The organism is Zunongwangia mangrovi, assembly GCF_900112105.1.
GTDB lineage: Bacteria > Bacteroidota > Bacteroidia > Flavobacteriales > Flavobacteriaceae > Zunongwangia > Zunongwangia mangrovi.
In genome coordinates this window covers 25,207-45,423 of record NZ_FOKV01000013.1, presented here as the reverse complement: position 1 = coordinate 45,423, position 20,217 = coordinate 25,207, and the positions used below count along the sequence as shown (strand labels likewise).

16 protein-coding genes are annotated in these 20,217 nt (G+C 37.6%); 15 read left to right on the top strand and 1 reads right to left on the bottom strand.

Annotation, left to right across the window (positions count from 1 at the left end; all coding sequences use genetic code 11):
* Window positions 1-168 precede the first annotated feature (168 nt).
* From BM201_RS17460 to BM201_RS17445, 4 genes are read left to right on the top strand one after another with little or no spacing between them, the layout of a single operon-like run.
* Window positions 169-840, top strand: a complete 672-nt coding sequence (locus BM201_RS17460; protein ID WP_092545028.1) for a bifunctional 4-hydroxy-2-oxoglutarate aldolase/2-dehydro-3-deoxy-phosphogluconate aldolase — start codon at window positions 169-171, stop codon at window positions 838-840.
* Window positions 837-1,814 (top strand): TRAP transporter substrate-binding protein, encoded by a 978-nt coding sequence (locus BM201_RS17455; protein ID WP_092545026.1) that lies wholly within the window; start codon window positions 837-839, stop codon window positions 1,812-1,814. Before BM201_RS17460 ends, BM201_RS17455 begins: the two co-directional genes overlap by 4 nt.
* Window positions 1,811-2,269 (top strand): TRAP transporter small permease, encoded by a 459-nt coding sequence (locus BM201_RS17450; protein ID WP_092545024.1) that lies wholly within the window; start codon window positions 1,811-1,813, stop codon window positions 2,267-2,269. Before BM201_RS17455 ends, BM201_RS17450 begins: the two co-directional genes overlap by 4 nt.
* Window positions 2,270-2,271: 2 nt before the next feature.
* On the top strand, window positions 2,272-3,558 hold the full coding sequence (locus tag BM201_RS17445) for a TRAP transporter large permease (protein ID WP_092545022.1): 1,287 nt from the start codon (window positions 2,272-2,274) through the stop codon (window positions 3,556-3,558).
* Between the two features lie 50 nt (window positions 3,559-3,608).
* On the opposite strand, the gene BM201_RS17440 is transcribed toward BM201_RS17445, so the two are convergent.
* A complete protein-coding gene (locus BM201_RS17440; RefSeq protein ID WP_092545020.1) occupies window positions 3,609-4,646 on the bottom strand; it encodes a LacI family DNA-binding transcriptional regulator in 1,038 nt (345 codons plus the stop codon).
* A gap of 307 nt (window positions 4,647-4,953) precedes the next feature.
* On the opposite strand from BM201_RS17440, the gene BM201_RS17435 reads away from it, so the two are divergent.
* The 11 genes from BM201_RS17435 (at window position 4,954) to BM201_RS17385 (ending at window position 20,004) form a co-directional block, all read left to right on the top strand.
* Window positions 4,954-6,066 carry a glycoside hydrolase family 43 protein gene (locus BM201_RS17435; protein ID WP_092545018.1) on the top strand — a complete coding sequence of 371 codons (1,113 nt, stop codon included), beginning with the start codon at window positions 4,954-4,956 and terminating at the stop codon, window positions 6,064-6,066.
* A gap of 3 nt (window positions 6,067-6,069) precedes the next feature.
* Window positions 6,070-7,989, top strand: coding sequence for a sialate O-acetylesterase (locus tag BM201_RS17430; protein WP_092545016.1), 1,920 nt, complete (start codon window positions 6,070-6,072; stop codon window positions 7,987-7,989).
* Between the two features lie 84 nt (window positions 7,990-8,073).
* Window positions 8,074-9,120 (top strand): aldose epimerase family protein, encoded by a 1,047-nt coding sequence (locus tag BM201_RS17425; protein WP_092545014.1) that lies wholly within the window; start codon window positions 8,074-8,076, stop codon window positions 9,118-9,120.
* Window positions 9,121-9,148: 28 nt separating this feature from the next.
* On the top strand, window positions 9,149-10,399 hold the full coding sequence (locus BM201_RS17420) for an SGNH/GDSL hydrolase family protein (RefSeq protein WP_092545005.1): 1,251 nt from the start codon (window positions 9,149-9,151) through the stop codon (window positions 10,397-10,399).
* Between the two features lie 53 nt (window positions 10,400-10,452).
* Entirely contained in the window at window positions 10,453-12,177 is a 1,725-nt protein-coding gene (locus BM201_RS17415; protein WP_092545003.1) for a glycoside hydrolase family 43 protein, read from the top strand.
* Between the two features lie 175 nt (window positions 12,178-12,352).
* Window positions 12,353-13,726 carry a glucuronyl esterase domain-containing protein gene (locus tag BM201_RS17410; RefSeq protein ID WP_092545001.1) on the top strand — a complete coding sequence of 458 codons (1,374 nt, stop codon included), beginning with the start codon at window positions 12,353-12,355 and terminating at the stop codon, window positions 13,724-13,726.
* 125 nt (window positions 13,727-13,851) lie between these two features.
* The gene (gene xylE, locus BM201_RS17405; protein ID WP_092544999.1) at window positions 13,852-15,468 is read left to right on the top strand and encodes a D-xylose transporter XylE; all 1,617 of its coding nucleotides are present in this window, start codon (window positions 13,852-13,854) and stop codon (window positions 15,466-15,468) included.
* A 172-nt stretch (window positions 15,469-15,640) separates the two neighbouring features.
* Window positions 15,641-15,982, top strand: a complete 342-nt coding sequence (locus tag BM201_RS17400; protein ID WP_092544997.1) for a hypothetical protein — start codon at window positions 15,641-15,643, stop codon at window positions 15,980-15,982.
* An 85-nt stretch (window positions 15,983-16,067) separates the two neighbouring features.
* On the top strand, window positions 16,068-18,446 hold the full coding sequence (locus BM201_RS17395; RefSeq protein ID WP_092544995.1) for a TonB-dependent receptor: 2,379 nt from the start codon (window positions 16,068-16,070) through the stop codon (window positions 18,444-18,446).
* Window positions 18,443-18,775, top strand: coding sequence for a hypothetical protein (locus BM201_RS17390; RefSeq protein WP_092544993.1), 333 nt, complete (start codon window positions 18,443-18,445; stop codon window positions 18,773-18,775). The genes BM201_RS17395 and BM201_RS17390 overlap by 4 nt, the downstream gene beginning before the upstream one ends.
* Before the next feature lie 92 nt (window positions 18,776-18,867).
* Window positions 18,868-20,004, top strand: coding sequence for a DUF4625 domain-containing protein (locus BM201_RS17385; RefSeq protein WP_092544991.1), 1,137 nt, complete (start codon window positions 18,868-18,870; stop codon window positions 20,002-20,004).
* Window positions 20,005-20,217: the final 213 nt, after the last annotated feature.

Sequence of the window (20,217 nt, the reverse complement as noted above, 5' to 3'; positions counted from 1 at the left end):
TTTAGAATATTGATACTAGATTCTAGAAATGAGATCTCGATACAAATTTCAATTAACATTGAAATTCACTCGATCTGACAATAGATGGAAAGCTTTTTACAAAGTTTAGTAAATCCAGATTAAGGATTTTACGATTTAAAACAACATAACTTATAACCATTTATACAAATGGCACAATATTCAAGAATAGCGGTAGCAAAACAGATGAAGGAAACGGGAATTGTCCCTGTGTTTTATCATCAGGATGTGAACACCTGCAAAGAAATTTTAAAGGCCTGCTACGAAGGTGGTGCGAGGGTATTTGAATTTACCAACCGCGGAGACTTTGCTCACGAGGTTTTCGCGGAACTGGTGAAGTATGCCAGCAAGGAGCTTCCCGGGATGATGCTGGGCGTTGGCTCGGTGATCGATGCGGGAACCACTGCGCTTTACCTGCAATTAGGTGCTAATTTTATTGTTTCGCCACTGATAAATGCCGAGATGGCCAAGACCTGCAACCGTAGGAAAGTAGCCTGGATGCCGGGTTGTGGATCAGTGACAGAAATTAGTTATGCGGAAGAACTGGGCGCCGAAGTGGTGAAGATCTTTCCTGGGGCACAGGTTGGTGGTCCGTCGTTCGTAAAAGCGGTAAAAGGTCCATTACCCTGGTCGAGTATTATGCCAACGGGCGGTGTATCTCCAACTGCAGAAAACTTAAAAGAATGGATGACAGCCGGGGTGCATTGTGTTGGAATTGGCTCTAAACTTTTTATCAAAAATGAAGACGGTAGCTTCGACTATAAAAAAGTGCAGGAACAGGTGGCTTCAGCCATTCAAATCGTTAAAGAGCTAAGAGGATGATCAGGAAATTGCTTATTGTTTTTGGAGTGTTTTTTATGATGGGATGTACCGAAGATTCTTCAGTAAAAGAATTAAAACTGGCGCACAGCCTTAGTAATAGCCATCCAGTACATAAAGCAATGACTTATTTTGCAGAAAGAGTGGCTTTGCATTCCGAAGGAAAAATGGAAATAAGGATTTACCCTAGCAGTCAGTTAGGATCTGAGCGTGAATGTTTAGAATTACTTCAGCTAGGAAGCTTGGCGATGACAAAGGTTTCTTCTGCAGTGATGGAAAATTTTTCTCCAAAATTGAAGGTTTTCGGCTATCCTTATTTATTTGAATCGAAAGAGCAGCGTTATGCATTGTATGATAGTGATTTGGGGAAAGAACTTTTAGCAGATGGCGAGAAATACTGGCTGCATGGATTAACCTATTTTGATGCCGGAAGTCGAAGTTTTTACACTAAAAATACACCAATCACAAAACCTTCAGATCTAAAAGGTTTGAAAGTTCGAGTGATGCAAAGTCCCACGGCGATTAAACTGGTGAATGCAATGGGTGGCTCGCCTACACCAGTGTCCTGGGGAGAATTATATACTTCCTTGCAGCAGGGAGTTGTTGATGGCGCAGAAAATAATTTGCCTAGTTTCTACTCATCAAAGCATTACGAGATCTGCAAAAATTTATGTCTCGATAAACATAGCTCTTTGCCTGATATTTTGGTGATGAGCTCAATTATTTATGCAGATCTAAATGAGCAGGAAAAAAACATCTTGAAAATAAGTGCGCAGGAAGCCGCAATAGAGCAACGCCGATTATGGGAGAAAGCAGAAAAAGAATCTTTGGCCGAGATCAAAAAAGCCGGAGTAAAAGTAACTGAGCCTGATATCGAGGTATTTAAAAAAGAAAGTGAAGCGATAATCACCAATTTGAAATTTGAAAATCCTGAATTATATGAATTGATCCAGGAGATAAAATCTATTCAACCATGAAAAAACTAGATTTTTATTTGGGCTGGTTTATAGTTTTTTTACTAAGTGCTATGCTTTTTACTGTTTTATGGGGAGTGTGTGCAAGGTATATTATGGATAGCCCAAGTTCCTGGACAGAAGAGCTTGCTCGATTTTTTCTTATTTGGGTGAGTATGCTTGGAGCAGCTTATGTTTCAGGGAAAAGAGATCATATCACGATAGATCTATGGCCAGAAAAGCTGATCAAAAAATACGGTAAGATGATGGACGTAAGTGTTAGCTTAGTGATTATTCTATTTGTTTTTGCCGTTTTTATTGTTGGGGGAATACGGTATATCTATGTTTCATTTAAACTTTGGCAAACCTCAGCAGCATTAGAGATCCCCATGGGATATATCTATCTGATATTACCACTAACCGGTTTTTGTGTGCTTTTCTACCGAATAGGATTTCTCATTAAAGATTTAAAAAGATAGAGATGGAAATAATTATACTTGCTTTAAGTTTTGTGATATTGGTAGGAATACGAGTTCCTGTGGCATGGAGCATAGGTATTGCATCTTTAATAACCTTATTCTTTAGTATCGATTCTTTGCCGGCTGTGGCAACCATAGCGCAACGAATGGTAACAGGACTTGATAGTTTTTCGTTACTCGCTATTCCGTTTTTTATTTTGGCGGGACATTTAATGAATAGCGGTGGTATAGCAAAAAGACTTATAGCCTTTGCGAAAGCTCTAGTAGGAAGTTTACCGGGAGGGTTGGCTCATGTAAATATTGTGGCAGCGATGCTTTTTGGAGCAATAGCAGGTTCAGCAGGAGCAGCGGCAGCGGCAATTGGTAGTTTTATGAGTACTAAAATGGAAGAAGAAGGTTATACCAAAGAATATGGGGTGGCGGTAAATGTTACTTCTGCAACTACAGGATTGTTAATTCCGCCTAGTAATATTTTTATTATTTATTCTTTAGCAAGTGGAGGCGTAAGTATTGGCGCTTTATTTTTGGCAGGTTATATTCCTGGTATTTTAACGGGGTTGATTTTAATGATCATTGCTTTAATTTGGGCGAAACGAAAAGGTTTTCCTACTGCAAAACGATCTTCCATGAATCAGGTTTTAAAAAGCTTTTTGGATGCTTTACCTAGTTTAATGTTGCTTTTGGTGATTATCGGTGGAATTGTTGGTGGTATTTTTACAGCAACCGAAGCTTCATCTGTAGCTGTGGTGTATTGCTTAATTCTTGGTATGGTTTATAAAGAACTGAGTTTCGATAAATTGAAGGGAATTTTAATAAAATCGGCTGAAACTATTGCACTTGTAATGATCCTAATTGCGTTGAGTATCGCGATGTCCTGGGTGATGTCTTATGCAGATATTCCAGAGCAGGTAACTTCGGCCTTATTGGGTTATAGCGACAATCCGATCGTAGTGATGATCATGATCAATATTATTTTATTGGTGATTGGTATTTTTATGGATATGACGCCAGCAGTATTAATTTTTACTCCAATTTTTCTACCTGTAGTTACGGCCTTAGGCGTAGATCCTGTTCATTTTGGGGTGATAATGGTCTTAAATTTATGTATAGGTTTATGCACACCGCCGGTGGGATCGGTTTTATTTATAGGCGTAGGAGTAGCAAATACCAGTATTAGAAAAGTGATTAAACCTTTATTGCCATTGTTCGTAGGAATGATCGTTTCCCTGGCATTGGTGATTTTATTCCCTAAATTAAGTTTATGGCTGCCTGAATTATTTGGTCTTTAGATAGCGATCCAAATTGGATGCTTTCAGCAGCTATTTTCTAAAATCTAAATTTATTTTTTTCGTAAACTGGAGGCTCTTACTATAACTTCGGTGTCTAAAACAGTGATTTCTGAAACGCCTTGCTCGATCTTTTTATCGGCATGTTCCAGAATTCTTTTGGTAGAAAGCTCGCCCATTTTCATTGCGGGATGTGAGATCGAAGAAAGTGCTGGCTCTACGATCGAAGCTATAGGATCGTCATTAAAACCAATTACGGCAAGTTCTTCCGGAATTTTCACTCCCTGTTTTTTAGCCTGCATGATCGCACTCACGGCCGCGGTATCATTCGAAGAGAAGATCGCATCGGGAGGATTTTTCATATTTAGTAATTTTGAAGTTGCTTCCTGGCCTTCTTCAAAACTCATGGTATTCATATAAATCAGTAGCTCTTTATCTGGAGTTATACCATGTGCTTTTAACGCATCGATATAACCATTTTTCCGAAGTTTATAAATATTAAGATGTTGTGCTCCCGCAAAATGCGCTATTCGTGTACATCCTTGCTGAATTAAATGCTCGGTAGCCTTATAACCTGCTGAATAATTGTCGATGATCACTCGGTAACTATTAAGATCTGAAGGTACACGGTCTACAAAAACCACAGGAATATCCTGCTCTAAGAATTGCTTAAAATGATCGGCATTTTTAGTTTCCATACTTAGTGAAGCTACAATACCACAAACGCGACTATCGTAAAGTGCCTTTGCATTGGCAACTTCATTCTTGTAATTATCGTCAGATTGAGAAATAAGAACGTTGTATCCGGCAGCTCTGGCCGAATTTTCTACACCGCTAATAAGAGAAGAAATGAAAGGCCTGTTAATTCTGGCAATAAGAATTCCTATATTGTTACTTCTGTTATTTCTAAGACTAGCCGCTAGAGAATTTGGCCTGTATCCCAGTTTTTTCGCAGTTTCCTGGATTTGTTTTGTGGTATCCTTTCCAATACTCTTGTGATTTTTAAGTGCTCTGGAAATAGTGCTGGGAGAATAATTCAACTCATTGGCAATGTCGTAAATAGTAACAACCTTATTTTTCTTTTTGCTCATCCTTTTTTGGTTCTTTCAGCTTATCAATCAGAAAATATTCTGCGTCCTCATATATTTCTAATAGAAATCTTGTGAATTCGAGCAAAATACAAATTTTGCTTCAGTTAGGCTCAAACGGTTTAACAAATTTAACCTTTTCTATATTTTACGCAACCGATTGCCTTTATTTTTAGTTTATAGCTCACATTAAATAGTATAAAATATATTAAATAACTGATTAACAGTATAAAAAGTGTTTATAATTTTACGAATACGATTGAGTAATTTTTCCTATATTTATCCTCATAATATAAAACTTTAATCAAAAATGAATAAGCGCTCTTTGTGTTCTGTAATGCTAATAGGCTTGATCTTAATGTCTTGTAAAAACGAAGCCGAAAAAGATAAAACAGAAGAAAAGTCTGATGTTTCTGAAACCGCTCAAAACGATGTTAGAAAAGTAGAAACTGAGCCTTTAGTGACCAAAGATTTTACGGCAGATCCTTCAGCTCACGTATTTAATAACAAAATATACATTTATCCAAGTCATGATTTTGATTCTGGTGTTCCTGAAGATGATCTTGGGAATCACTTTAATATGAGGGATTATCACGTCTATTCTATGGATAGTGCAGGTGGAGAAGTTACAGATCATGGCGTTGTTTTAGATGTAGATGATGTAGAATGGGCGGCACGCCAAATGTGGGCGCCAGATGCTGCAGAGAAAGACGGTAAATATTACCTGTATTTTCCGGCAAAAGACGAAAACGATATTTTTAGAATTGGTGTGGCCGTTGCAGATACTCCAGAAGGGCCATTTACGCCAATGCCAGATTATATTGAAAATTCTTACAGTATAGATCCTGCGGTTTTCGAAGACACCGATGGTGAATATTATATGTATTTCGGCGGAATTTGGGGTGGACAGTTACAACGATGGGAAACCGGAAGTTTTGCAGATGAAGATGTATACCCGGCAGATAGTGTAAAAGCAATAGAGCCAAGAATTGCGAAATTGGATAAAAATATGGTCTCTTTTAGTGAAGAGCCTAGGAGAATTCAACTATTGGATAAAGAGGGGAATAACCTTCTTACCGGTGATAACGATCGTAGATTCTTTGAAGCTGCCTGGGTACATAAGATCGATGATACGTATTACCTGTCGTATTCAACAGGAGATACACATAAAATTGTTTACGCTACTTCAGATAATCCTTATGGACCTTTTACTTATCAGGGTGTGATCTTAGAACCGGTATTAGGTTGGACTAATCACCATTCTATTGTTCAGTTTAAAGGAAAATGGTACCTGTTTTTCCACGATAGTTCACTTTCAGAAGGAAAAACTTATTTAAGAAGTGTAAAAATGACCGAGCTTACTTTTAATGAAGATGGCTCGATACAAACCATAAATGCTGCTGTTCAGGATTCAATAAACTAAGCAATGCGTTTTTTTTATCTGTTACTTTTTTTATTTACTAATACGCTGTTAGCCCAGGTTCGTTTACCAAAATTGGTGAGTGACGGGATGGTTTTACAGCGTAATAGTAATGTACGTATTTGGGGATGGGCTTCAGAAGGAGAAGCGGTTGAAATAAAATTTCAGCAAAAAACCTACAAAACCAATGCGAAAGGTAGCAAATGGGAAATTTTTATTGAAGATCCTTCGGTTGGAGGTCCTTATCAAATGGAAATTTCAGGAGAAAATAATATCCAGTTGGATTCTCTTTATGTAGGTGATGTTTGGCTATGTTCTGGCCAGTCGAATATGGAACTTCCCATGTCTCGTGTAGCGCCGAAATATCCAGAAGAAATAAAGACAGCCAATAATCCTGAAATTCGATATTTTCAGGTGCCAAAAGAGTACAATATTTCTGAAAAGTTAGATGATCTTTCTCATGGAAAATGGGTTTCAGTTCATCCAAATACTATTGGTAATTTTGCAGCTGTACCGTATTTTTTTGCTAAAAATCTTTACGAAAACTATCAAATTCCAATAGGTTTGATCGATGCGAGTCTTGGAGGTTCTCCTGTTGAAGCCTGGATGAGTGAAAAAGCGCTTAAAAATTTTCCTGAAGCTATTGCTGAAGTAAAAAGACTAAAGCCTGAAGGCACGATCGATAGTTTAGAACAACTAGATCAAAACCGAATTAATCACTGGTACACCACAGTAAATGATGAAGATCTTGGTGTAAAAAATGTCTGGAAAACATCGAATATCGACGATAGCGATTGGAAAAGTATCGAAATGCCTGCATTGTTAAAGGAGCAGGTAAACGGAGTGATCTGGTTTAGAAAGAAATTTGAGGTTAAAAGTCAATTTTCGGGAAAATCGGCTTCACTTTTAATGGGTAGAATGGTCGATGCAGATTCGGTTTTTGTAAACGGAACTTTTGTAGGGAATACCACTTATCAATATCCGCCAAGAAGATATGTAATTCCGTCCAATCTTTTAAAAGCTGGAGAAAATACAATTGCCGTAAAACTTATTAGTGAAAGAGGTAGTGCGGGATTTGTAAAAGATAAAGATTACCAGATCATTTTTGAAAGTGATAGCATCGATCATCTTGCAGGAACCTGGAAATATAAAGTGGGTAAGGCAGCAAAGGCTTTGCAATCACAAACTTTTTACCGCTGGAAACCAACCGGACTTTATAACGCAATGATACATCCTTTGCTGGATTACAACATTAAAGGTGCTATTTGGTATCAGGGAGAATCGAATACAGGCGAGCCTAAAAAATACAACGAGTTATTTCCAACTATGATCGAGAGCTGGAGAGAAAACTGGCGTCAAGATTCGTCAGATTTTCCGTTTCTTTTTGTGCAGCTGGCTAATTTTATGGAAAGGCGGGAATATCCAACAGATTCTAATTGGGCTCGACTTAGAGAAGCGCAAAAAGATGCCTTAAAAATATCGAAAACCGGCATGGCAGTGATCATCGATGTAGGCGAGTGGAACGATATTCATCCTTTAGATAAAAAAACGGTGGGCGATCGCCTGGCAACTTCAGCAAAAAAAGTGGCTTATGGCGAAACTTCAGTAGTTGCTTCCGGGCCAATGTATACTTCTTCAGAAATTAAAGAAGATTCGATCATATTGAATTTTGATCATGTAGGCAGCGGTTTAAAAACTAAGAATGCTGAAGAATTAAAAGGTTTTGCAATTGCCGGGAGCGATAAAAAATTTGTTTGGGCAAAAGCTAAGATCGAAGGAGATAAAGTGATCGTCTATAGCCCAAAAGTAGAGTATCCCGTAGCAGTGCGCTACGCTTGGGCAGATAATCCCCAAAACGCGAATTTATATAACGAAGAAGATTTGCCGGCATCGCCCTTTAGAACTGATGACTGGAAACAAGAATAACTATGAATTTTGCGGTTGATTAATAAATCTCTGGTTGAGTTTAACCCTACACCCAGCCAGAGATGATCAATCAAAAACACAAAAATGAGTATTGAAACTGAACAAAAAATAGAAACCTATTTCCTTGAAAATTCGGGCGGATCTAAGCTGAGTCTTATTAATTATGGCGGCCGAATTACTAATCTTGAAGTTACGGATAGAAATGGCAAGTTTGGGAATGTGGTTCTAAACCTTAGTGAAGAAGATTACTTAAAGCCAAATCCATTTATCGGGGCTTTAATTGGAAGATACGCTAACCGAATTGCAAATGCCAGTTTTAGGTTGAATGGAGAGACTTTCGAGGTCAATAAAAATGAAGGTGAAAATTGCCTGCATGGCGGTATTGGAGGTTTTGATGCCGTTTTTTGGGAAGTAGAACATCTAAGCGAATCTAAAGTAGTTTTGAGTTATGATAGTCCGCATTTAGAAATGGGATTTCCGGGAAATCTAAAAGTGAAAGTTTATTACGAACTCACCGATGCCAATGAATTAAAGATTTCTTATCGTGCTATTTCTGATATGGAAACGATTATTAATCTTACGCAACATTCTTATTTTAATCTTAAGGCAGATTTTAATGAAAACATCGAGGATCACGAGGTTTTAATAAATGCCGACTCATTTTTACCAATATCAGGAACTATTCCAACCGGGGAATTTCGAGCTGTCGAAAATGATGTTTTTGATTTTATAAAGCCGAAAAAAATTGGAATTGAAATCAACCAAAATGACCAACAATTAGAAACTGCCGGTGGTTACGATCATTGTTTTATTCTGAATAAAGAAAATAATAAAGATTTAAGTTTTGCGGCAAGCGCTTACGATCCTGAAAGTGGTCGTCTTCTAGAAGTTTTTACCACAGAGCCAGGAATGCAATTCTATACCGGAAATTCTTTAGATGGAAGTCTTAAAATCCCGAATCAAACAGGAAATTACGAAAAGCGTTCTGGTTTTTGTTTTGAGACACAGCATTTCCCAGATTCCCCGAATCAACCCGATTTTCCTTCAGTGATTTTACAGGCCGGAGAGGAGTTTTGTTCAGAAACGATTTATAAATTTTCAGTAAAAACTGAAGAGAATAATAAGATATAACAATTTCAAATTGAAAAAGAGATTTAGAATGTTACGAACATTAAAATTTAGAACTGGAATCGGCTTGATCATAGCATCATTTTTAATATTGATGGCATCCTGCGGCTCTTCTAATTCTACTTTAAAAAATAACGAAAATCAACAAAAATGGGTGGGGAGTTGGAGTACAGCTCCGCAACTAGTTGAACCAAGAAATGTACCTCCATCACCGGGTTTAACAGGAAATACATTGCGGCAAATTATTAGTCCGTCTTTAGGAGGAAAAAGCATCCGACTAAAATTCTCTAACGAGTTTAGCGATCGCCCTGTAGAAATGAAAGCTGTAGAAATCGCAATAGTCACAGAGCAACCTTCGATTGATATTTCTACAAAGAAAACTTTGAAATTCGATGGAGAGGAAGGAGTTACCATGCCGGCAGGTGAAGCGGTGTTTTCAGACGCTTTAACTTTCGAATTTGATCCTAGGACAAAGTTGGCGATCACCATTAAATTTGGTGAAACAGCCGAAAAAATTACCGGGCACCCTGGTTCCAGAACCACTTCGTATTTAGTAGAAGGAAATCAGGAAATTGCAGAAGAAGATTTTACAAATGCTGTAACCACAGATCATTGGTATGCAATAAATACCCTTGAAGTAATGGCAGGCGAGAATGCTTCGGCAATTGCGATTCTTGGAAACTCTATCACAGATGGGCGTGGCTCTGGAACCAATAAGCAAAATCGCTGGCCAGATATTTTAGCCGAGAGTTTACTTCAGCATTCAGAAACAAAAAACGTGGGAGTGCTAAACATGGGAATCGGTGGAAATGCTGTGTTAAGAGGTGGTTTAGGACCAACAGGATTAAATCGTTTTGATCGTGATATTTTAAGCCAAAGTGGAGTAAAGTATCTAATTATTATGGAAGGCGTGAATGATCTTGGTGGGACGCCAGATAGCACAGCAGCATTTAATGTGGCTAATGGCTTGATCGAAGCCTATAAAACTATGATCGATAAAGCACACACTAAAGATATAAAGGTGTATGGAGGTACGATCACACCTATTGAAAAGTCATTTTATTATAAAGATTATAGAGAAGAAGCGCGCCAAAGGGTGAACGATTGGATAAGAAATAGTGGCGCATTCGATGCGGTGATCGACTTCTCGAAATTCCTTGAAAATCCTGATGAGCCAAATGTAATTCATCCAGACCTGCAATCTGGTGATTATTTACATCCTAACGAAAAAGGCTACAAAGTGATGGGCGAATCTATTGATCTTTCACTTTTCACGAAATAAAAATTAATTCGAAAACTAAACAAAATCAGATTATATAATTAATAAGCCTAACAATGAACAGAAAGATATTATTTATTCTGCCATTATTCCTTGCGTTATTTTCCTTTTTAGGAAAAAATAATGGTGAAAACGACGAAACTAAACCCAAAAAAAATGAGCCGGTATTCTCTAAAGTGGTTTATAAGGGTAATGACGATGTTTACAAAGAAAATCCTTTAAAAGAAGGAGAGTTTTACAATCCTATTTTACAGGGAACATACCCAGATCCTGCAATCACCAGAAAGGGAGATGATTATTATATGGTTTGCTCATCCTTTGCGATGTTTCCTGGGGTGCCTATTTTTCATTCAAAAGATTTAGTAAACTGGAAGCAAATTGGGCATGTGCTAGAAAGAACGTCTCAGTTAGACGTAACCAATGCCGGGATAAGTAGAGGTGTGTATGCGCCCGGAATAACCTATAACCCAAACAACGATACGTTTTACATGATCACAACGGCAATTACTGCCGGTATGGGGAATATCGTAGTGAAAACAAAAGATCCTATGAAGGGATGGAGCGATCCTATAAAATTAGATTTTGAAGGCATCGATCCTTCGATTTTTTTTGATGATGATGGATCGGCTTATGTGGTACATAACGATGCGCCAGAAGAAGCACTTTACCAGGGACATCGAGTAATTAAAGTTTGGGAATATGATACAGAGAAAGATCAGGTAATTCCTGGTACAGATAAAGTGATCGTAAACGGTGGTGTAGACCTGGCGAAACAACCTATTTGGATCGAGGCACCTCACATGTATAAAAAAGACGGAAGTTATTATCTAATGTGTGCTGAGGGTGGTACAGGTGGATGGCATAGTGAAGTAATCTTTAAAAGTGATTCGCCAAAAGGACCATTTATTCCTTCTGGAAATAACCCAATTTTATCACAACGTCATCTAAATACAAATCGCGAAAATAAAGTAGATTGGGCCGGGCATGCAGATTTGGTTAAAGGTCCAGATGATAAGTATTACGGAGTTTTTCTTGCGGTGAGACCCAATGAAGAAAATCGAGTGAATACAGGTAGAGAAACTTTTATTTTACCGGTAGACTGGTCTGGAGAATTTCCTGTTTTTGAAAACGGATTAGTACCTTTAGAACCAAAACTTAAAATGCCAGAAGGTGTAGAGAATAAAACCACTGAAGAAGGCTTTTTTCCTAACGGAAATTTCACTTACGAAGAAGATTTTACTGCAGATACTTTAGATTATCGTTGGATAAGCCTTAGAGCGCCTCGTGAGAATTTTATCGAAAAAGATAAAAACGGATTAAAACTTAATCCGCTTGAAACCAATATTAACGAACTGGCGCCAACTTCGACTTTGTTCTATCGCCAGCAGCATAATAATTTTTCTTTTTCAGCAGCGATGGACTATACCCCAAAATCTGAAAAAGATCTTGCCGGTATCGTTTGTTTACAGAATGAAAACTTCAATTATGTTTTTGGAGTAACCAAAAAAGATAAAGATTACTATTTATTGTTACAACGTACAGAGGATTCAAAAAAGACCATTGTGGCCAGTAAGAAAATAGATTACAAAGGTGATCTGCAATTAAAAGTAGAAGCAGATGGTGATCAATATAAATTCAGTTTTGCAAAAGAGGGAGAAGATTTTACCAATCTTGGCGGAACAGTTTCTGGCGATATTTTATCTACTGATGTTGCGGGAGGTTTTACCGGTAGCATGATAGGTTTATATGCTACTTCTGGAAATAATGCTGTGCCTAATTAGATATCAAAAATTAGTATTCGGTTTTAACACATGCCGAATTCTAATTTCAATTTAAGATTTACAAATTCCAATAAAATGAAAATACCTCGTGACAAGCCCCTGGTTTCGAGGTTTTTTTATTGGCACCGTCAATGAGTATAATATCCCGAGATATTTTACTCAGAATTTACAAATTATGAGAAACATAAGATCGATATTCGATGTTTTCGCGATTCTTTTTTTGCTGATAAGTTTTTCTGCGGAAGCACAAGATTACAAAGCCTATCAGGACAGTATCAATAAACTGAACTATCAAAACTTTGTGCAAATGAAAAAGCAGTTGGGAATTACTGCTGAAAACAGGCCGGGACCTTCTGGGAATCCAGCTTCAGAAAATTCGGCTAATTTCGACGAAAGTAAAGTGAAATCTTACGATCTCCCTGAAGTTTTGGTGAGTGATAAAGGAAAGAAGATCACTACTGCTGAAGAATGGTGGGAAATTCGCAGGCCAGAAATTGTCGAAGATTTTGAAAATTCAGTCTATGGTCGCCTACCAGAAAATATTCCCTCAGTAACATGGAATATTGTGTCAGAAAAAGATACCACGGTATATTCTTATCCTGTAACCGAAATTCTTTTAGAAGGTTTTGTGGATAATTCGGCTTATCCAGAGATCGAGGTCAAAATCGAACTTTTGGTAGGGATTCCTAAAAGAGCAAAAGAAGCCGTGCCTATGGTGATGGAATTTGGATTTATAAATTCACCCTTTGGAAGAAGTGCAAGCGAACCGGGAAGCTATTTTGCTTCAGCTTACGAGCCAAAATGGAAGCAGCAGGTATTATCACAAAATATAGGTTACGCGATTTTGGTACCTAATAGTATCCAGGCAGATAATGGTGCAGGACTAACTTCAGGAATTATAGGTTTGGTAAATAACGGGAAACCCAGAAAGCCCGAGCAATGGGGAGCATTAAGAGCCTGGGGCTGGGGAGCAAGTCGAGCAATGGATTATTTTGAAACCAATCCTAAGATCGATGAAAACCGAATTGCAGTAGAAGGCGTTTCAAGATACGGAAAAGCAGCCATCGTAAGTATGGCCTTTGATGAACGAATTTCTTTGGGATTTTTTGGCTCTGCTGGAGCAGGAGGAACTTCTTTACTACGAAGAAATTTTGGAGAACAGATAGAAAATTTAGCGAGTTCTGGTGAATATCACTGGTTCTGCGGAAATTTTATAAAATATGCTTCAGCATTAGAAACTGAAGATTTACCCGTAGATGCACATCAATTAGTTGCTTTATGCGCACCAAGACCAGTTTTTATAAGTTCTGGTTCGCATTTAGTTGAAGGGCAGTGGGTAGACGCCAAAGGAATGTTTTTAGCCGGAGTTCATGCAACACCGGTCTATGAACTTTTGGGTAGAACCGGATTAGAAACTTCAGAATTTCCAAAATTGGGAACCGCTTTGACCGATGGTGAAATCGCTTTTAGGCAGCATGCCGGTGGTCACAGCACAGGTCCAAACTGGAGTACATGGATTGCCTGGGCAAGCAGATATTGGAACTTTTGATGATTAATTTTAGAGCTATAAATAATTTTAAGCTTTAAAAATTATCAACTGATAAAAAAACGATCTATTTATTGAAAAATATATAAAATTAGATTATACTTGTAGTCTTAATAACTATTAGTGAAATGGAAAACAAAAACTCTTTCAACAATAAGCTTATCATCCTAATCACACTTGTAGCGAGCCTGGGAGGTTTGCTGTTTGGTTACGATACTGCTGTGATCTCTGGAGCAGTAGGAGCGATGAACTCTTTTTTTATAAATCCGCTCGATAACGATAACGTTTTAGCTTCTGGAGCTATTATAGAATTTAAAAGTATCATTAGCATCGTATCAATTGGCGTGCTGGTACTTTTTGGATATTTCTTATTCAAGTTTTTTAAGAAAATAACCTCGATAGCCATAATCATCATATTCCTTTTGATCGCTATCCCGTTATTCAAAATGTATTTCTTAGATCTTCCCGATGTTTTAACCGAGAATCTTCGAAATTCTATTTTAGGATTTATGACGAGTAGTGCTTTGGTTGGATGTATTTTAGGAGCATCTTTTGGAGATTTTATAGCAAACTCGGTTGGTCGTAGAAACGGATTAGTGATCGCTGCTGTTCTATTTTTAATCTCTGCTCTAGGATCTGGATACCCAGAGGCTTTCAATGTATTTGGTATTCAAACACTTTCTTCTTTTATCATTTATAGAATTATTGGAGGAATGGGCGTAGGGATCGCGAGTATGTTGGCACCACTTTATATTGCTGAAATGGCGCCGGCCAATATTCGTGGAAAAATGGTTTCCTGTAATCAGCTGGCTATTGTAACCGGTATGTTGGTGGTGTATTTTGTAAATTATTTTATCGTGCAGGGACAACCTGAAGCTTGGATTGCCGATACAGGATGGCGTTATATGTTTTTATCTGAAGTAATTCCTGCGTTCTTATTCTTTGTGCTGTTACTTTTTATGCCGAAGACTCCGCGTTTTGAGGTGATGAAAGGAAATGAAGAAAAAGCCAAAACGATATTGGATAAATTGAATGTAAAATCTTCTTCAGATAGAATTCTGTCTGAAATAAAGAACTCGTTCAAAACTAAGAAAGCGCATTGGTTATTTTATGGATGGCCGGTGATCATTGTAGGATTATTGCTTTCGGTTTTTCAGCAATTCGTAGGGATTAATGTGGTTTTATATTACGCTCCAGAAATTTTTAAAGGAATGGGCGTAGATACCAATGCTTCGATGTTGCAAACTATTATTGTCGGGGCTATAAATATGATCTTTACAGTAATTGCGATTATGACGGTAGATAATTTTGGTCGAAAAAAGCTTTTATTAATTGGTAGCGTAGTGATGGGAATTAGCATGATAGGTTTAGGATTCTCATTATTTTCTGGAGCAGTTGGATTTACCTCATTATTGTTGATGTTGGTTTATATTGCTGCTTTTGCAGTTTCCTGGGGACCGGTTACCTGGGTATTACTTTCAGAAATATTCCCGAATTCGATAAAAGGAGTAATGGCTGTTGCCGTTGCAGTGCAGTGGTTAGCCAATCTTGTAATTTCGTGGACCTTCCCAATTATGAATAACAATCCTTTCTTGGTCGAAAACTTTAATCACGGATTCTCTTACTGGGTTTATGGTGCTTTTGCAGTAATTTCAGCGATATTTGTATGGAAATTTGTACCAGAAACTAAAGGAAGATCTTTGGAAGATATGGAACAACTTTGGCTTAAAAAGGAACAGGAATAAAATTGATACTCTTCTAAAAAAAGAATCTAAAAATATACAATATTGATATTCAGGATAGTTTGGTTTTTAAAACTAAGCTATCCTGATTTTTTTTGTTCAAACTCAGTTAAACGATTTATTTTTCTGAAGAAATAGCTTGCAAGCGCATAAATAGTTGCTACATTTGCGTTCAATGAAAAAATTAACCGGATATACAGCTATTCTTACTGCGCTCTTAATTGCTTTTGCGCTGGTATATCCTTATGTTCATATTTTTGAACATGGTTTTTCTCAGGATTCAGTATCAAAAGACCATACGCACATCGTGCAAATGGATAAGAATATCGTAAAATCTGGTATGGATTGTAAGATTTGCGATTTCCATTTTTCTGGCTTTGATTCACCAGAATTCTTTACGTTCGATCTTTTTATCCCGAATAAAGAATCTGTTTATTCACTTTCACTTACACAAACTATCTGGGACTGCCCAGATCCTTATTTTTCTTTACGGGCTCCACCAGCCATCCGTGCTTAATTAGTGTTTTTTAACGCCTAAAAACCCATTATTGATCTTTGTCGGTTTTGGGTAATGTTACATTTTTTATTTACGGATTCGGTTTATGAAATTCTTTTGGATAGGTTTATGCTTATCCCTGTTAACCTTAAATTCTTTTGCTCAGGATTCTAATTTTGAGCTTTCAGGAACAGTTACTTCTCAAACAGGGGATGCCTTAGATGGTGCTTATATTAAAATTGGAGATCAATACTTTTGGACTTCAGAAGAAGGTTTTTATTCAGCAAAATTAGCTGAAGGAACCTACCAAATCGAAGTTTCTATCATTGGCTTTACGTCTTTAGATACGGTAATTCAGCTTCAGCAAGATAAAAGACTGGACTTTGTTTTAGTGCAGTCTGTAAATGGCTTGGATGAGGTGATGTTAGAAGGACATCAGCATAAAAAAACGAGTCAGCAGGTCTTATATGTCGATAATGAGTATTTACAGGATCAATTTTCGGGTTCTCTGGCATCGAGTCTTGAAAAATTACCTGGATTCAACGCAATGCAAATTGGCTCTGGAGCGTCTAAACCAATAATTCGGGGGCTTGGTCTTAATCGTGTTGCCGTTGCAGAAAACGGTGTAAAACAGGAAGGTCAGCAATGGGGCGCAGATCATGGCTTAGAGATCGATGCGCTTCAGGTTGAAGATCTGGAAATAATCAAAGGAGTAGGTTCAATCGCTTATGGTAGCGATGCGTTGGGAGGCGTGGTTCGGATTAAGAATAACAAAGTGCCTGAAGATGGTTTATCGGGTAGCGTTTATACTTTCGCTAAAAGTGTGAATAATAGCTTGGGAGGTTCGGCACAAATCGCTTATAAAAAGAATGATTGGTTTGTAAAAGGAAAATTAACCGGACTAACTTTTGGGGATTATAATTTACCCACAGACCAGATCTCGTATTTAAATTTTGATATTCCTATTTACGACGAGCAATTAAAGAATACGGCGGGTAAAGAGCTTGATTGGTACACCCAAATTGGCGTGGTTAAAGATCGATTTTCGTCTACCTTAAGTGTGAGTAATGTGTATCAAAAATCTGGATTTTTCCCTGGTTCACATGGGATTCCAGATGTTAGCCGAGTACAACCAGATGGTGATACCAGAAATATCGAAGAACCTTTTCAGCGTGCTACGCATTTTAAAGTAATTAGTAATTCGAACTTTGTTTTTGAAAATGGAGAATTAGATGTCGATCTTTCTTTCCAAAAAAATCATCGACAGGAATGGAGTTTGTTTCACACACATTACGCTGGGCAGCAGGCACCAGAAATCAATCCAAATTTAGAATTGGATTTTGATCTGGATACCTACGGCGCAAAAACCACTTATCACCACGATTTTGATAAAAGGAATGAGACTCAGATTGGGCTAGATGCACAATGGAAAAATAACGAAATACAGGGATTCAACTTTCTGTTACCAGAATATCACTCGGCTAATTATGCGATTTTCGCCATTCATGAGTTCGAAGCTTCTAAGCAGAATTTATGGACTTTAGGTCTTCGCTTCGATTATGGAAAGATCGATATGGAAGGTTATTACGATCCCAATTTGTATGAATTTTTAATCGGAAATAATCAATCTGAAGAAACAGCAACTGCTTACGCACAGCGAAGCCAGGATCTAAACCGTGATTTTACAAGTTTTAATGCACGTGTAGGTTGGGATCACCGGTTTAACGAGCAATTTAGCAGTAAAGTTAATTTAGGAACCGCTTTTCGTTTACCAACAGCGATAGAACTTGGTGCAAACGGAATTCATCATGGATCTTTCAGGCACGAGCAGGGCGATCCAAATCTCAATCCTGAGCAGGGTTTTATGGCCGATGTAAGTTTAAATTATGCTGAAAATTCATGGAATATCAACCTGAGTCCGTATGCTTATTTTTTCAGTAATTATATTTTTTTACGTCCCAGCGGAACTTTTTCGTTACTACCACATTCCGGGCAATTATATAGTTATACAGAATCTGAAGCTTTACTTACCGGTTTAGAACTTAAGATCGATAAAGAAATTGGTCGCTGGCATTTTGGTGTAGCCGGCGAATATTTATACAATCAGCAGTTAACTTCCAGCAGGTCGCGCAATTATCCGTTACCGTTTACGCCGGCAAATAATGTGTTTACTGAAGTTGGTTATCAGCTTTTTACAGATTCTAAAGTTTTGAAGGCTTCAGAAGTAAATATCAATAATAGATCTGTGATGAAGCAAGATCGAATTGCCCAGGGCGAAGATATTACGCCAGGCTATTCGCTTTGGGGAATGGGTTTTCAAACTAAGCTAAAATTCGATGATTTTAAGGCCAATATTAACTTCAGAATAGATAATCTTTTCAATACAAAGTATTTTAACCATACCAGTTTTTATCGCCGATTGCAAATTCCCGAGATGGGAAGAAATATTCAGCTGAGTATTAAAATTCCATTTGGACAGTCATGAAAAATTGGTGGTTAAAACATATTAGTCGGTTTTTACTGGTTTTACTACCGGTAGGCCCAATTTTATGGTCGGCGCATATAATCCTTAACGAGCATGCCAATTCTTTTGAGCAAAATGAGCTTAGTTTTCAGAAGATAGCATCACCACATACCTGTTCTCATTTTTTACATGGGGAATATCGCGGGATACTTCCGAAAGAAAATTATAAAGAAGAACTTCCATTAATAATCGTAGTTAAAAATGCCTTTTCTGAGGTTAGGATTAGCCAAAAAACTTTTCATCAGTTAAGGTTTTTCGTTAGGGGACCACCCATTTTAGATTTAGCTTAAGACAAATACTTTTTACAAAATTCAAAATAACATAGCCTTAAAGGTTTTCTCCTTTTTGGAGGATAAATAATATAAAAATCTCAAATTTTAAGATGAAAAATTTTTCAATAAAACTTATAGCACTTTTTACACTTACATTTTTTGCGGCCTGTAGCAGTGACGACGATGAAATCCTGGATAGTGAACGTCCAGAGATTACAGTAAACGATCCTGTAGAAGGAGAAGCTTTTGAAGTAGGTGGTGAGTTGCATTTTGATGTAAACTTTAGCGATAACGATGCGTTATCTTCTTACAGAGTTGATATTCATAATAATTTTGACGGGCATACACATTCTGGCGTTTTAAATAGTACTGTTTCTTTTGATCCTGTAATGCAGGCAACTTCAGTAAGTCCTTGGTCTTTTAATCAGACTTTTAATATTGAAGGAGCACCACAAACCTACCATGCCCACGAACATATCGAAATTCCAGACGATATTGCTGAAGGTCCTTATCATTTAGGAATTACGGTAATCGATGTTTCAGGAAACGAAAATCAGGTGTATGTAGAAGTGATCATTGGAGAAGATCACACCGGTGAAGAACACGGAATTAGCATTACAGATATTCATAGCGAAGATGCTACAAGAGGAGGTGAATTTCATGCAGAAGCACAAATAGCTGCAGATCACGAAATAGGTTCGGTTTCAGTAAGTATTCACGGTCACGATCTAGAGCCAGCTGAAGGGGAGATCGAATGGACTTTCGATGAAACTTATGATGATTATTCGGGAACTTCAGCTGAATTTCATGAGCATATCGACGTGCCTGCAAATGCCGCTTTAGGAGAATATCATATTACGATCACTGTTATTGATGCTGAAGGGAACTCACATTCTGAAGGTTCTCACTTTCATGTAACCGATGCAAATAACGATGCTGAAGCGATAACAATTTCAGAAATAACAGTAGACGAAAATGTAGCTGCAGGAGAAGAAATGCATGTAGATGCTGAAATCACAGGTAAACACGGAATCGAAAATGTAGAAATTCACATCCATTCTGAAGAAGGAGAAGGTTGGGAATTTGAGCAATCTTTTACTTACGAAGATGAAACGAATATCGATTTCCATGAGCATTTTGATGTGCCTGCAGATGCGGCACCAGGAGAATATCACTTGTCTCTAGAAGTAACAGATCACGATGGTAATGTTGCTAGTGCAGATGCACATTTTAATATTACCGACTAATTAGTTAAGCTAGGTTTTTAGTTAGTTTTTACGATCGATAAAGCAATAGTGCTTGGTTTTAAAAGCTTTATCGGTCTAATAAGGCTTAACTTAAGGAAGGAGATTCTACGGAGTCTCCTTTTCTATTTTATACAAATTACGACTGTTTTTTTTCAGCACCACAATTGTAACAAGAGTTACCGTCTAAAAATTATTGTTCTATTATTTTTACAC

Excerpts from the sequence above, each read along its gene's own strand:
- BM201_RS17460 (WP_092545028.1), top strand. The coding sequence starts at position 169 with ATGGCACAATATTCAAGAATAGCGGTAGCAAAACAGATGAAGGAAACG.
- BM201_RS17440 (WP_092545020.1), bottom strand. The coding sequence starts at position 4,646 with ATGAGCAAAAAGAAAAATAAGGTTGTTACTATTTACGACATTGCCAAT.
- BM201_RS17435 (WP_092545018.1), top strand. The coding sequence starts at position 4,954 with ATGAATAAGCGCTCTTTGTGTTCTGTAATGCTAATAGGCTTGATCTTA.
- BM201_RS17385 (WP_092544991.1), top strand. The coding sequence starts at position 18,868 with ATGAAAAATTTTTCAATAAAACTTATAGCACTTTTTACACTTACATTT.
- BM201_RS17400 (WP_092544997.1), top strand. The coding sequence starts at position 15,641 with ATGAAAAAATTAACCGGATATACAGCTATTCTTACTGCGCTCTTAATT.
- BM201_RS17410 (WP_092545001.1), top strand. The coding sequence starts at position 12,353 with ATGAGAAACATAAGATCGATATTCGATGTTTTCGCGATTCTTTTTTTG.
- BM201_RS17430 (WP_092545016.1), top strand. The coding sequence starts at position 6,070 with ATGCGTTTTTTTTATCTGTTACTTTTTTTATTTACTAATACGCTGTTA.
- BM201_RS17425 (WP_092545014.1), top strand. The coding sequence starts at position 8,074 with ATGAGTATTGAAACTGAACAAAAAATAGAAACCTATTTCCTTGAAAAT.
- BM201_RS17415 (WP_092545003.1), top strand. The coding sequence starts at position 10,453 with ATGAACAGAAAGATATTATTTATTCTGCCATTATTCCTTGCGTTATTT.
- BM201_RS17390 (WP_092544993.1), top strand. The coding sequence starts at position 18,443 with ATGAAAAATTGGTGGTTAAAACATATTAGTCGGTTTTTACTGGTTTTA.
- xylE (WP_092544999.1), top strand. The coding sequence starts at position 13,852 with ATGGAAAACAAAAACTCTTTCAACAATAAGCTTATCATCCTAATCACA.
- BM201_RS17455 (WP_092545026.1), top strand. The coding sequence starts at position 837 with ATGATCAGGAAATTGCTTATTGTTTTTGGAGTGTTTTTTATGATGGGA.
- BM201_RS17450 (WP_092545024.1), top strand. The coding sequence starts at position 1,811 with ATGAAAAAACTAGATTTTTATTTGGGCTGGTTTATAGTTTTTTTACTA.
- BM201_RS17395 (WP_092544995.1), top strand. The coding sequence starts at position 16,068 with ATGAAATTCTTTTGGATAGGTTTATGCTTATCCCTGTTAACCTTAAAT.
- BM201_RS17445 (WP_092545022.1), top strand. The coding sequence starts at position 2,272 with ATGGAAATAATTATACTTGCTTTAAGTTTTGTGATATTGGTAGGAATA.
- BM201_RS17420 (WP_092545005.1), top strand. The coding sequence starts at position 9,149 with ATGTTACGAACATTAAAATTTAGAACTGGAATCGGCTTGATCATAGCA.